Below are 13,346 nucleotides of genomic sequence, written 5' to 3'. Positions count from 1 at the left end.
AACTTTTAGAATAGAATTTTAGTATGGAAATTTCTCATGAATTAGCTATAGGTATAGATATTGGTGGCACCAATACAAAGTGGGGCTTAGTAAATCATAGAGGTGATATTATACGGAAGGGGGACCTTAAAACAGAAGGCTACCCTACTTTCGAAGCCTATATCGATGCGCTTTACAATACACTTACCCCTGTAATGGAAGAAGTAGAAGATGGCAAAACGGTAAAAGGCATTGGTATTGGTGCTCCTAATGGAAACTATTATAAAGGAACAATTGAATACGCACCCAACCTGCAATGGAAAGGTGTACTAGATGTAACTGATCTGGTTAGTGAAAAGTTTGGATTACCGGCTTCGTTAACTAATGATGCCAACGCTGCTGCCATAGGTGAAATGATGTATGGTGCTGCCAGAGGAATGAAGGATTTCATCATGATCACATTGGGGACTGGTGTGGGTTCAGGTATTGTTGCAAATGGTCATCTGATTCTAGGACATGATGGTTTTGCTGGTGAGTTAGGACATACAATAATTCGCCCAGGCGGAAGAAAGCACTGGGCTACAAAATTGGATGGTTCTGTTGAAGCCTATTGTTCTGCAACAGGTATTGTAATAACAGCCAAAGAGCTTCTGGCCACTTCCACACAAGAAAGCTTGTTACGTAATTATGCACTTGATGAGCTGGATTCAAAAAAGGTATTCGACTGCGCCATTCAGGGTGATGCAATAGCTGCAGAAACCTATCGTTTTACCGGTCAAATACTGGGTGAAGCACTTGCCAACTTTGTCATGTTTTCTTCTCCAGAAGCCATCATACTCTTTGGCGGAGTGATTAAAGCGGGCAACTTGCTTCTAAATCCAACCCGAGAGCACATGGAGAAAAATTTACTTCCAATATTTCAGAATAAAGTAAAGCTTATCTTTTCTGAATTGCGTGAAGCTGACGCTGCTATCCTAGGTGCTTCAGCTCTTGTATGGGAGCAAAGAGACTAAAATTTTATTTCTAACCGAATAAGAAAAGTCGCCATCAAGTGGCGACTTTTCTGCTTTATAAGCTATAGAGGATGTTATTTCCAAAAGTTTAAAAAGCCGGGAAAATAGGCTTTACAGTTTATTCAGCTACTTTCTTTTTTTCAATCATAAAAACAGCTGGTACTGGTCGTTGTTGACCTTTTTCAGAAGGAGTAATAGTCTCTTTTCCATTAATTAAAAGACAACTGCTTCCTCCCCCATCTAAATTCATTGCTTCTACACAACCCAGATCTTTAAGCATAACGGCTTCCTGAGTTAAGGTTGCGCCTTCTGCCAAGCCGGTAGAGCGTCCTTGTACAACTAGTAGGATAAGCTTCTGGTCTGCCGTGTAGCCAATTGCAGTACGTGGATGTTTATCCTCTATTGCCCTACCAGAAAACTTACGTTCCTCGTTATTCGTGATTTGAACATCGCCATTTTGCAACAGAACAGGCCCTCCTCCAACAGCCGTTTTCATTTTCCATTTCTGAAGTTTTGATTGATGGAAGTTATAGGCTGTATCATTTAGAAAAGGGCCAAGAAGTGATTGTGATAACTGAAAATTGCCTGACTTAAAACTGCGAAATGGAAATTGTGAAGCCAATGCATACCTGCTATTGGAGTCGGAATAGACCCAGGCAATATCTGCTTTACGTTTTTTGGATATTCCCAATACACTATTCAGTGTATGATGATATTGCAACGTATCCTTTCCCTTTCCTGCTACTGACTTATTGTGCGCTATCAGTTTCCCATCTTTAATGACGGTATTTAAACTTTGGTTGGTTTCAAAAGAAAAGAAGGTACAGTTAACAACCAGTAATGGTTGACCATTCTTCTCAAAGAATTGCGAAGGAGTAAGCCTTCTTTGAAGTGTTGTATCTACTGTAAATACAAGATCCTTATCTGCCAGGTCTGCGCTTATATAATAAGCAATATTAGGCTTTCCATCTAGCTGTTCTGTAGTTTTATAAACGTGAACCGACTTTGGAAGTGGCTGAAAAAGGGAATCAACGTTGGTCCATCTTAATTGAGCATAACACAGACCTTTTGCCCCCATTAAGGAGGCCAATAAAATGTATCGAAGCATTAGGGTATCAATTCTGCTTTCTCTTTTTCCCAGGCAGCTTTACCATAACCAGGTATAACGTGGCGTTCACTATGATAAGAAGAGCGAACCAAAGGACCGCTTTCCACATAGTCTAAACCAATGGTATAGCCAATTTCTCTATATTCAGCAAACTCATCAGGATGTACAAAACGCTGTACTGGTAAATGCTTTTTGGTAGGTTGCAAATACTGGCCAATGGTTACTACATCACAACCTGCATTCTTTAGGTCTTCCAGCGTTTGAATCACTTCTTCCTTTGTTTCCCCTAAACCTAACATGATACCGCTTTTTGTACGCATGCCACCCTCTTTCAAGGTTTTAATGACATCCATACTACGCCAGTATTTTGCCTGAATACGTACTTGGCGGGTTAAACGTTCTACTGTTTCTATATTATGTGATACTACTTCAGGAGCCGCATCTATGATTCGTTGAATGTTTTCCTTTTGCCCTTTGAAATCAGGGATGAGGGTTTCTAGTGTGGTATTTGGGTTTAAGGCTTTAACCGCTTTAATGGTATTGTACCAAATTTGAGAACCGCCGTCTTTCTGCTCATCACGGTCAACGGAAGTGATAACAGCATGCTTAGCCTGCATTAAATGAATAGCCTCCGCAACGCGCTGTGGCTCATCCCAATCGATAGGCTCCGGACGCCCCGTAGCCACCGCACAAAATCCACAACTGCGCGTACATACATTCCCTAAGATCATGAAGGTGGCTGTACCTGCCCCCCAACACTCACCCATATTAGGACAATTACCACTTTCGCAGATGGTGTGTAATTTATGCGTGTCTACCAGGTTACGTACGTGTTTATATTCTTGTCCAATTGGTAATTTAACACGAAGCCAATCTGGTTTATTTCTTTTTATAGGTTGTTCTGCGGCTACTATAGGAAGTTCAATCATGGATAACAATTCTAAAATGAAGATTCACTATTCAAAACCTCAATATTCAATTAGAATTAGCGAATCGGCTGCAAAGTTCAGCATATTCTGTCAAATCCAAACACCTCTTCTTTAAAACACTACAAATCAAGGAAATCAATGCATAAAGGCTAGCAAATCAACTAAATGAAGTGATTAACTCATTTATTTACGGCGGCCAAAAACGAAAGCCAGATGACCTTGAACAAAAAGGCGATCCCCTTCATTTAAAGCCATGATGGGAATCTTTTTATTATAGGCTTCCAGGCTTAGGCCAATTTGAATAGCCTGAACTTGCTCATTAAAGCGACCAAAGTCAAAGCGAAGAGCTCCTTTTACAAAAACACCCGGCTCAAATTTCAGCTCATTCCAGCCCTTAGATAAACCACTACCTGACTGAGCCTGTTCAAGGAATAGATTATTATCATCGTCGTATTTAATATCTCTTTCAACGTTATTATCATAGATCCTTACATAATAAGGCTTCAGGAAGCCAAAAGCTAAACCAGCCTGGTAAAGACCCATTACTGCTATTCCATTCTTATTGCCCTTGTTACCGAAAAGGTACTGCTGTCCAAATCCTAGCTTGGCCTGGTAGAAATTATTTATTTTACCATAAATAAGTGGATTACCTAAAAAACCGCCAGAACCTGATTGTTTGTCCTCTTTCGGGTCTTTTATCTCGGTAAACTCTATTGAATAAATGTTTGTAAATCGGGGTGTTCTAGCTCGCCCTAATTCGTAGAAGAAACCATAACCATTTGTACGAAGCTGAAGACCAAAAGCACTTTGTTTACGGTAACTCAAAACGCCTTCCTCTTCCTGCTTGGTTAATGAGCTTAAGCGCTGTTGCTTTTCCTTACGTTTTTCAGCTTTCTTATCTGATGTAGGGGAAGAAGTATTCTGGGCATTGATTGTGGCGGCTAAAATTAGTAGTATAGAGGCTAGAATGTATTTTTTCACGGTGTTTGATACGTTGTTCTGTAAATTTAGGCAAAAAAAGACAATGACTTCAATAGTTGTATACGAAGGAGAGTTAAGAACCAATTGTACCCACTTACGCTCCCAATCTGCCATGGAAACAGATGCTCCGGTAGATAACAATGGAAAGGGTGAACGCTTTTCTCCTACCGACTTACTAGCCACTTCGCTAGCCTCTTGTATGATTACAGTTATGGGCATAAAAGCTCGCACTATGGGCTTTGATTTAGAAGGTGTAAAAATTGATGTTGAAAAGTTTATGAAAGCCGAACCCAGACGAGTAAGTGGGATTAATTTAACGTTTCATATACCAGAAACTTTAGCCAACCTGGATGAAAAACAAAGGCAAATTCTAAAACACACTGGTGATACTTGTCCTGTTATGAAAAGCATTCATCCCGATATTGAAGTACAGGTAAATTGGGGTAACTGGTCTTAGTCTTTCCAATTTTAAGTACAGCGTTTTCTTAAACTACTTCAAAAAAAGATATGCAAAAATGGGATGAAGTTTTCTAATAGTTGTTAAATTAGTAATGTGCTTGAAGATGCTTCAATAAACAATTCAGTAAGTATTTTTTTATTTCTATTTAATATAGGCCTAACCAATCTCAAATTAAGATTAGTTAGGCCTTGTTATATAAGCCTGATTTTGGCCAAAAATTTATATAAAACCAATTCAACTTGTAAGAGAAACCTAGTAAGAGAAATCACATACAGAAGGATATATAAGAAGTCTGTACAATTAAACAAATTGATACTTTAAAATCTACATTTCATTCAAATTAAGGAGATTCAATATGCTTTAACCTTAGATTTTTGTGTCGCTAAAAACCATCTAATCCCAACTCTATGATTACAAGACTGATTTCATTTTGCCTGATTGTTATTTTATTGGCTTCCTGTGCACGCGCTGTTACACCGTCCGAAGCAGCCAGCGGACGCTATAGAAAATGCAGGGCGGTTCGCTAATTTGTTTGCTTAAGCAACTGAACGCCAACTGTACATTCCAAACATCGTTTATTATTACAATATTCATTCTTTAGCTCTATCAACGCTTGAGAGTCAAAAGCCGAAAGATTATCGACATGCAGGGATTTAAACCCCTTTGTTATGGCGTTCTCTTCGGCTTTTGTATTTTCGAGCCATTGCAACGCCTTGTTCTTGTATTGATCCAAGTTATTATATAAACCGTAAGCAAACAATGCAGGTATGATGCAATTGATAACTATGCTATCAATTGCATCATCACCCAATCTCTTAGGCATATAGCTTTTTTCTTCATCAAACCGGTAGTGGTAGTGCCAATAGTCATTGGCCGTTACTTTTAAATATTGCCAGACCTCTTTACTTTCTTTCGCTTCTAAAATTTTTGAAAATAAGTGATGCGAATGATGAATTAACATGGCTAGCTGGGCTAAGCGTATTGTAGGGAAATTACCTGGTCGCATACGTAAGAAGTGAAGCGGTTGATGTATGCACCTTAGGTTATATTTTTTACTTAAAAACTGGTATTCTTTATACAACATTTTGGGATAGGCTTCTGTATGATTGGCCTGTAATAAGCCGGCTTGCCCGAATATCAAAGCCTCCAACTGATGGATCTGGTTCTTGTGTTTGGCCAATAGATTTAATGGGATAGTACGAGCAATTGCTTGAAATGCTTCTCCATTTACTTTTCCACCAAAACTTTTTGCCAGTAGCCACCAGAAACATTCTTCCCAATGTTGATTGGTAGCTTGCAAAAAATCAAAAATAACTTTTGCCTTCCGGGTTAGTCGCTCTGCCAGCAGGCGCTCTTTCCAAGACATCATTGTTATTTCTCGTATACCACTGATACTGGAGGCACAACTGATAAATGAGGGTGTTGTCATCAGGGCCGTATACTTATCTAAAAGAAGATTTGAAATACGAGAAGCTAGCTCAAGTGTTGGAAATGCATCGATATCATTTACATCGTCTGAATAAACCACATGCAGAATAACATTCGAGTAATTTTTATCTTCCTGATGACGATGTTTATGCCATTCAGATGCTTTTATATGCAGTTCTATGGAACCAACAAGAATGGTGTCACCAACCTTTATACGCGCATTTAAAAAATCAGGTCCTTGATTGGTATTCAGTTGCCCAGGAAAAAGTACTTGGAGTACTTCGTTTGAAGTTGTTTGCAAATGGGCACGGTTAAAATACTGGAATTGCCAGATGTATTGCAGCAGTTTTTCGGTCATACCGAAAAATACAAAAAATAACCTACTTAAATTGTTGTAAGGCTTGTACAACACGGCTAACCGGAAGCCCCATTACATTATAAAAATCTCCTGTAATATGTTTTATACCTACTACACCAATCCATTCCTGAATGGCATAAGCGCCGGCCTTGTCATAAGGTTTATATTTATCAATATAAAAAACCAACTGTTCCTGCGTTAAGGGATGAAATTCTACATCGGTAATATCGGCAAATGAGATCTCTTTATCCTTGTTTATAATGGCTACACCTGTAATAACCTTATGGTGCTGCCCGCTAAGTTTCGATAAAATGGTTATTGCGTCTTCCCTGTCTTTGGGTTTGCCTATGATCTCATCACCTAGTACAACAATTGTATCTGCGGCAATAATCGTTTTTCCTTTTGCTTGTGGCAGCACAGCCCGCGCTTTTTCGACTGCAATATGGATGGCAACTTCTTTTGGAGAAAGTATTTTTGGATAAGACTCGTCGGTTGGATGTACAATTATCTCAAAATCAATTTCAGCCCACTCTAGCAACTGTTTTCTTCTTGGAGACTGCGATGCCAGTATATAATTTGCCATTATTATAAATAGATTCTAAAGAATACCATTGATAAAATTCCAGCTAAAGTAATCCATTTGGTCAAGCTACTAAGTCGGGCGAAATCTTGGCTTGACTTAGCCTTGTAATGTTGTAGAAACAAATAGACCAATGGAATAATAACACCTAGAGTGAGATATAAAATTGCCCACCACCACTGAAACTGTAAAATGTACAGCTGTAATACTACCAAGGCAGACAGCAAAACCACTATCCATACAGCCGTATATATTTTAGTGGCTGTAACCCCAGCTACAATAGGTAGCGTTTTACACCCGTAACGCCTATCACCAGCCATATCTTCCACATCTTTTATTGCCTCTCGAATAATTGTTATGATAAACGCAAAGCCAGCATAGAGGAAGGCCACTCTAAAGAACTTTATAGTTTCTATATCCGGAGAGTTAAACGCTGCAAGAAAAGAGACCTTTGCAAAGAATAAAATAAGTATTGTCCAAGCCGTTAAAAGGGCGATTACTATATTTCCTATTAAAAGCTTCCGCTTAAAGGAAGTAGAATAAAGCCACAGCAAGATGACACAAACCACATTTGCCAAAATCAGATACCACTTATGGAATGATACAGCAATGGCTGTTGCTAAAATACCCGAAATGCTTAAAAGCAAATGCCAGAGAATTACCCAGCGGCGACTTATAACGGAGTCCACTACATTTTTATCGGGCTTGTTGATACGGTCTATGTTAAGGTCGAAATAATCATTGATAATATAACCAGCTGACGCGATAAAAACAGATGCTATAATAAGCCATGTAATTTGGTGTAAAGACTCATTCGTTTTATTTACTGATTTATAAATACAGAAATAAAATAGTAGCTGCGTTAGAATAATAAATAAACCGTTTTGCCAGCGTATTAATCGGAAAAAAGCAGGGATCAATCTCATGAATGCGGTTTAGTATCAGCGTGAAGTTACTTCGGTATCGACGTACCACTTATTATTAAGCTTTAGCACCTTTTCAATAACGTCCCGTACACAACCATACCCACCATTTACCGGAGAAATGTATTTGCTAACGGCTTTTACTTCTGTAACTGCATCAGCGGGACAGCAAGATAAGCCTACTTCTTTTAATACAGGAATGTCAGGAAGATCGTCACCCATAAATAATACTTCCTCCCATGTCAGGTTATTTTCTGTAATATACTTTTCCAAAAAACCTCTTTTGTCTTTAATAGCTAAAAAGATATCCTGGAGACCTAAATATTGCAGACGCTGTAATACGGGTTCAGAATAGGCCCCTGATATAACAAGAACCCTATATCCTCCCTTCATGGCCATTTGTAACGCTAGGCCATCTTTAACATGCATTTGACGTGCTTGAAGACCATTTTCGAAAAGCAAGACAGTTCCGTCTGTTAAAACGCCATCAATATCAAAAACGAATGTTGTAATATGCTTGAAGTAAGAAAGAACGTTCATTTATAAAAATTAGCTAATTAGCTAATTGGCTAATTAGCTAATTTGTGATGAGGCAAATGTAGTTGAAAGGCATTAATTGTGTTGTTGGATACTTTTCGTTAATAATTGATAGATAGATTTAAGATCGGGATAGCTTTCCATCAATGCCAAGTGTTTTTCAATTGTTGCTGTATCTCGTCGCTTAGCCGGCCCTGTTTGAGATTTTGCAGGTGGTATTGTTTGAATGCGTTGAGCCGTCTCTTGTATCAAGGGGAGTAAAAGCTGAAAGTCCAGCCCTTCCTTTTGGCAGTACTCTTCTATTAGCACATACATGTGATTAACGAAATTATTACAGAATACAGCCGCCAAATGCAGTTTTAAGCGCTGCGCATCGTTTGCCAGGCTTATTGTATCGGAAATACTTTTTCCTAGTATTTCCAAAATCATTAATGTATCATTATCGCTGGCATCTATTAATATTGGTGTTTCTGGTAGGTAGCTACTCTCCTTTTTCAAACTTTGCAACGGATAAAGAACACCATAATGGTTGCTGGATTCTTTTAAGATCTCTTTAGATACAGCACCCGCAGTATGCACAACAACTTTATAAGGAAGTTTTAATTCTTTTGCAACTTCTTCAATGGCTATATCTGAAACGGCTAAAAGATAAACATGGGCATTACGGTTAACCACGCTCCAATAGTTTGTAGACTCTGTGTTTAACTCATAGGCTAGCTCAGAGGCAGCTTTTGCATCTCTGCCAAAGATCTGTATGATGCGATGACCAGCGGCATTCAATTTCCTGCCTAATATAGTTGCGGTATTTCCAGTACCAATAATAACAATATCCATTTTTATCTTTACAAAATGCGGTTAAGTCAACGACTGGTTATTAAATATATTCGAACAAAATTTAGTATTCTTTCTTCCATATCCAAAAAGAAAGCTGCAGAAAAGGCTTTTGAATTATTCTGCACCCCTCAGCATCGGAATAGGAAAAAGTTGCCCGATATTTTTGAACAAGCAGAAAAGTTGCGGTTTCATTTTAAAGAATTTTCAATTCAAGGTTATCGTTGGAATAAGGAATCTGACAAAAAAATATTGATCCTTCATGGGTTCGAATCCAGTGTCATCAACTTTGACCGCTATGTAAGGCCACTGATTAAAAAAGGCTATTGTGTATTAGCGCTTGATGCTCCTGCCCATGGAAGAAGTAGCGGAAAGATGATCAATGTATTATTATATGTAGAATTCATCAACTTTCTGAATGAACGATTTGGACCGATAAAAAACTTTTTAGCTCACTCTTTAGGAGGACTGGCAATAGGCCTTGCCATGGAGCAATGGTCGCATGACAAAAGTTATAAGCTTGTTTTAATTGCACCAGCTACTGAAACCTCATCAGCAGCTGATAGCTTTTTCCAGTTTCTTCAACTGGATACTGCTGTAAGAAAAGAGTTTGATAAATTGATTGAAGAACAAGGGAATCAGCCTATTGGCTGGTTTTCTGTAAATCGTGCAGCTGATCAAATAAAAGCTCAGGTACTTTGGTGTCATGATAAAAATGATAACATGACACCTTTGGTCGATGTTAAACCCGTAATAGAAAAAAACTATCCCAACTTTGCCTTTTATATTACGGAGGGGCTTGGGCACCGTCGTATATATAGAGACAATAATGTAGCAAAAAAGATCATTGAGTTTTTATAATCATTGAATGATTAATTTTAAAAACACCCTACCAAGAAGAATAAAATGGAAAAGAAACTAACATATCTGGCATTAGGCGATTCATATACGATAGGTGAAGCCGTTTTGATACAGCAGAGCTTTCCTTACCAGGTAGTACAAAACCTGAGAGAGAAAGGGCACTCTTTTTCTGCTGCTGAGATCATCGCCAAAACGGGCTGGACAACGGATGAGTTATGGAATGGCATTGCGGGCTACCAATTCCTACCAAAATACGATTTTGTAACGTTACTAATTGGTGTTAATAATCAATACCGAGGAAGAGCTATAATAGAATATACATCTGAGTTTGAAAAGTTATTAGGAAAGGTAATATTACTAGCTGATAATAAAAAAGAGCATGTTTTTGTAATTTCTATACCGGATTATGGGGTAACGCCCTTTGCAAAAGAGAAAGACCCTGAAAAGATCTCTAAAGAAATAGACATTTTCAATACGGCCAACCGGGCATTGGCAATACAATATAAAGTACACTATATTGAAATAACAGAAGGCTCAAGAGATGCCGCCCAAGACCCTTCGTTAGTGGCTGAAGATGGTTTGCACCCATCTGAAAAAGAATATAAAAAATGGGCAACCAAAGTAGCAGCTGCTATTGAGAAACAGTTAAAATAAGAAGTTTAGGGCAGCGATTAAAAATAGGTTCTTTCGTAAAAATTCCTATTCTTGCCGTAAACTTGTACGTTTTTCGAATCTATAAACCTATATCCAAATAGAATATATGGCGAAGAATTTGTTGATTGTTGAGTCGCCTGCAAAGGCAAAAACCATAGAAAAGATCCTGGGGAGCGATTTTGAGGTAAAGAGTTGCTATGGCCATATTCGTGACCTCGAGAAGGATGACATGGGTATTGATATTCAAAACGGTTACCGTCCAAAATATATAGTACCCGATGAGAAACAGCGGGTTGTAAGCGAACTGAAACAACTGGCCAGAAAAAGTGGCGAAGTGTGGTTGGCAACGGATGAGGACCGTGAAGGAGAAGCTATTAGCTGGCATTTATGTGAAGTATTGGGCCTTGATCCTAAAACGACCAAGCGCATTGTTTTCCACGAGATCACTAAGCCTGCCATTCAAAAAGCCGTTAAGCAGCCTCGCACTGTAAATATGGACCTGGTAAATGCGCAACAGGCACGTCGTGTACTGGATCGCATTGTAGGTTTTGAGTTAAGTCCTGTGTTATGGCGTAAGGTAAGCATGAAGAACAACCTGAGTGCCGGACGTGTACAGAGTGTAGCGGTGCGCATTATTGCTGAAAGAGAGCGTGAGATCAATGCTTTTGTTACACAAAGCAGCTTTAAGATAGAGGCAATTTTTACGGCAACAGATTCAGCTGGAAAATCTATTTCGTTTAAAGCAGAAGGTTCTAAGTTTAATAATGCTGCAGATGCTGAAACCTTCTTACAACAATGTATAGGTGCTAACTATGCGGTAAAAGACATTCAGGTAAAGCCTGCTAAACGTACTCCAGCAGCCCCCTTTACTACTTCTACCCTACAGCAGGAGGCTAGCCGTAAGTTGGGCTATAGTGTAAGCCGTACGATGCTGGTAGCACAGAAGCTATATGAGCATGGGCATATCACCTATATGCGTACTGATAGTGTCAACCTGAGCGAAACAGCGATGGAGGACATTCGGAACACGATCAAATCCAGCTTTGGTGATAAATATTATCAGTCTAGAAAGTATAAGAATAAAAATGAGTCGGCGCAAGAGGCACACGAAGCCATTCGCCCGACTTATATGCAACATACAACCGTAAGCGACCCGGATGCTAAACGTTTATATGAACTGATCTGGAAGCGTACCATGGCTAGTCAAATGTCTGATGCAGAATTGGAGAAGACAATTGCTAAGATCAATGTGTCTACCAACAATGCGGAATTAAGTGCTGAAGGAGAAGTGCTAAAATTTGATGGTTTTATAAAGGTATATCGCGAAGATGTAGACGATGAGGATGGCGAAACTTCAGGTCAGGAATCAATGCTGCCACCACTTGCCAAAGGACAGCAGCTGCCCTTAAAGGAAATGAAAGCCATTGAGCGCTATACGCGTCCATTGCCTCGCTATACGGAAGCTTCCCTTGTAAAAAAACTAGAGGAACTGGGAATTGGACGTCCATCTACTTATGCGCCTACTATTTCAACCATCCAAAAAAGAGGTTATGTAGAAAAGCGTGACAAAGAAGGTGTACAACGGAATTATCAGGTATTGACCCTTAGTGGCGATAAGATCTCTAAAAAGACCGAAACTGAAAATACAGGTGCTGAAAAAGGTAAGCTCTTCCCTACTGACTTAGGTTTGGTAGTAACAGATTTCCTGAAACAGTACTTTGATGATATTATGGATTATGGCTTTACAGCGCGTATTGAAGGTGAGTTTGATGATGTGGCCCAAGGTAAAATGCGCTGGAATAAAATGATCGATGATTTCTACAATCCCTTTAAGGATGATGTACAGAAAACGATTGAGACTGCCGAGCGCGTTAAAGGTGAGCGTGAAGTTGGATACGATCCGCAAAGCGGTAAGCCGGTGATTGCCCGTATGGGACGTTATGGTCCAATGGTTCAAATTGGGACAACTGAAGATGAAGAGAAGCCTCGTTTTGCCCGCTTAAAGCAAAATCAAAGTATTGAAACCATCAACTTAGATGAGGCATTGGATCTGTTTAGGTTGCCGTTAACACTTGGTGAATATAATGGCCTTGAAGTGGCAGTGAACGCAGGCCGATTTGGTCCCTATGTAAAATATGGTGAAGACTTTATTTCCTTACCTAAGGGTGTAGAGCCATTGGAAGTAGACATGGAACAGGCGATTGAATTGATCAATCAAAAGCAAATAGCTGATGCTCCGATAGGCCACTACGAAGGTAAGCCCGTAACCAAAGGGAAAGGCCGGTTTGGACCTTTTATTAAGTGGAATGAACTATTTATTAATGTTCCAAAGGCTTACAATTTTGACGCTCTGACGCAGCATGATATTAATGAGCTAATTGAGAAAAAAGTTGAAAAAGAAGCTAACCGCTTTATTCAACAGTGGCCGTCGGAAAAGATCTCCATAGAAAACGGCCGTTGGGGTCCCTTTATCCGTTTTGGCAAGAAAATGTTGAAGCTGGGAAGAAAAGCAAATAATGAGAAATATACGGAAGATGAAGTAAAGAGCTTGCCGTTAGAAGACGTTAAAAAAATGATTGAAGAGCAAGTACCTGGAGCGTTTGCTAAAAAAACAGCTGCCAAGAAAACTGCAGCAAAAAAAGCAGCTCCTAAAAAGGCAGCTGCCAAGAAGTCCTCTAAGAAATAAAGGCATAATTATTTTAGA

The 13,346-nt window shown here is 39.2% G+C and carries 13 protein-coding genes; 5 read left to right on the top strand and 8 right to left on the bottom strand.

Features of this window, described 5'->3' with window-relative positions:
• Positions 1-23 precede the first annotated feature (23 nt).
• Entirely contained in the window at positions 24-992 is a 969-nt protein-coding gene (locus SY85_RS02450) for an ROK family protein (RefSeq protein ID WP_066401639.1), read from the top strand.
• A 118-nt stretch (positions 993-1,110) separates the two neighbouring features.
• Here the strand turns inward: SY85_RS02450 and SY85_RS02445 are convergent, their stop codons facing one another.
• From SY85_RS02445 to SY85_RS02435, 3 genes are all read right to left on the bottom strand, one after another.
• Entirely contained in the window at positions 1,111-2,100 is a 990-nt protein-coding gene (locus tag SY85_RS02445) for a phosphodiester glycosidase family protein (protein ID WP_066401638.1), read from the bottom strand.
• A complete protein-coding gene (lipA, locus tag SY85_RS02440; protein WP_066401637.1) occupies positions 2,100-3,029 on the bottom strand; it encodes a lipoyl synthase in 930 nt (309 codons plus the stop codon). The genes SY85_RS02445 and lipA overlap by 1 nt, the downstream gene beginning before the upstream one ends.
• A 183-nt stretch (positions 3,030-3,212) precedes the next feature.
• Positions 3,213-4,010: a hypothetical protein gene (locus SY85_RS02435; RefSeq protein WP_066401636.1), complete on the bottom strand. Its 798-nt coding sequence runs from the start codon at positions 4,008-4,010 to the stop codon at positions 3,213-3,215.
• A gap of 43 nt (positions 4,011-4,053) precedes the next feature.
• On the opposite strand from SY85_RS02435, the gene SY85_RS02430 reads away from it, so the two are divergent.
• Complete coding sequence (locus SY85_RS02430; protein ID WP_066401635.1) at positions 4,054-4,467, top strand: OsmC family protein; 414 nt, start codon at positions 4,054-4,056, stop codon at positions 4,465-4,467.
• Between the two features lie 526 nt (positions 4,468-4,993).
• Here SY85_RS02430 and SY85_RS02425 read toward each other — a convergent pair.
• From SY85_RS02425 to SY85_RS02405, 5 genes are all read right to left on the bottom strand, one after another.
• A complete protein-coding gene (locus SY85_RS02425) occupies positions 4,994-6,256 on the bottom strand; it encodes a DUF2851 family protein (RefSeq protein WP_066401634.1) in 1,263 nt (420 codons plus the stop codon).
• Positions 6,257-6,278: 22 nt separating this feature from the next.
• On the bottom strand, positions 6,279-6,839 hold the full coding sequence (locus tag SY85_RS02420) for a Maf family protein (protein ID WP_066401633.1): 561 nt from the start codon (positions 6,837-6,839) through the stop codon (positions 6,279-6,281).
• 2 nt (positions 6,840-6,841) lie between these two features.
• Complete coding sequence (locus tag SY85_RS02415) at positions 6,842-7,762, bottom strand: geranylgeranylglycerol-phosphate geranylgeranyltransferase (RefSeq protein ID WP_066401632.1); 921 nt, start codon at positions 7,760-7,762, stop codon at positions 6,842-6,844.
• 15 nt (positions 7,763-7,777) lie between these two features.
• Complete coding sequence (locus SY85_RS02410; protein WP_066401631.1) at positions 7,778-8,299, bottom strand: KdsC family phosphatase; 522 nt, start codon at positions 8,297-8,299, stop codon at positions 7,778-7,780.
• A 72-nt stretch (positions 8,300-8,371) separates the two neighbouring features.
• Positions 8,372-9,130: a Rossmann-like and DUF2520 domain-containing protein gene (locus tag SY85_RS02405; RefSeq protein WP_066401630.1), complete on the bottom strand. Its 759-nt coding sequence runs from the start codon at positions 9,128-9,130 to the stop codon at positions 8,372-8,374.
• Between the two features lie 15 nt (positions 9,131-9,145).
• Between SY85_RS02405 and SY85_RS02400 the strand changes: the two genes are divergently transcribed.
• The 3 genes from SY85_RS02400 to topA all read left to right on the top strand — a co-directional run bounded on the left by SY85_RS02400 (position 9,146) and on the right by topA (position 13,328).
• Positions 9,146-9,988, top strand: a complete 843-nt coding sequence (locus SY85_RS02400; RefSeq protein WP_066401629.1) for an alpha/beta hydrolase — start codon at positions 9,146-9,148, stop codon at positions 9,986-9,988.
• 45 nt (positions 9,989-10,033) lie between these two features.
• The gene (locus SY85_RS02395) at positions 10,034-10,642 is read left to right on the top strand and encodes an SGNH/GDSL hydrolase family protein (RefSeq protein WP_066401628.1); all 609 of its coding nucleotides are present in this window, start codon (positions 10,034-10,036) and stop codon (positions 10,640-10,642) included.
• 106 nt (positions 10,643-10,748) lie between these two features.
• Complete coding sequence (gene topA, locus SY85_RS02390) at positions 10,749-13,328, top strand: type I DNA topoisomerase (RefSeq protein WP_066401627.1); 2,580 nt, start codon at positions 10,749-10,751, stop codon at positions 13,326-13,328.
• Positions 13,329-13,346: the final 18 nt, after the last annotated feature.

Origin of the sequence: Flavisolibacter tropicus, assembly GCF_001644645.1 — a bacterium.
In the GTDB taxonomy this organism is placed as follows: Bacteria; Bacteroidota; Bacteroidia; order Chitinophagales; family Chitinophagaceae; genus Flavisolibacter; species Flavisolibacter tropicus.
Note: the sequence above shows the minus strand (reverse complement) of the source record. Positions and strands in the feature narration are given on the sequence as shown.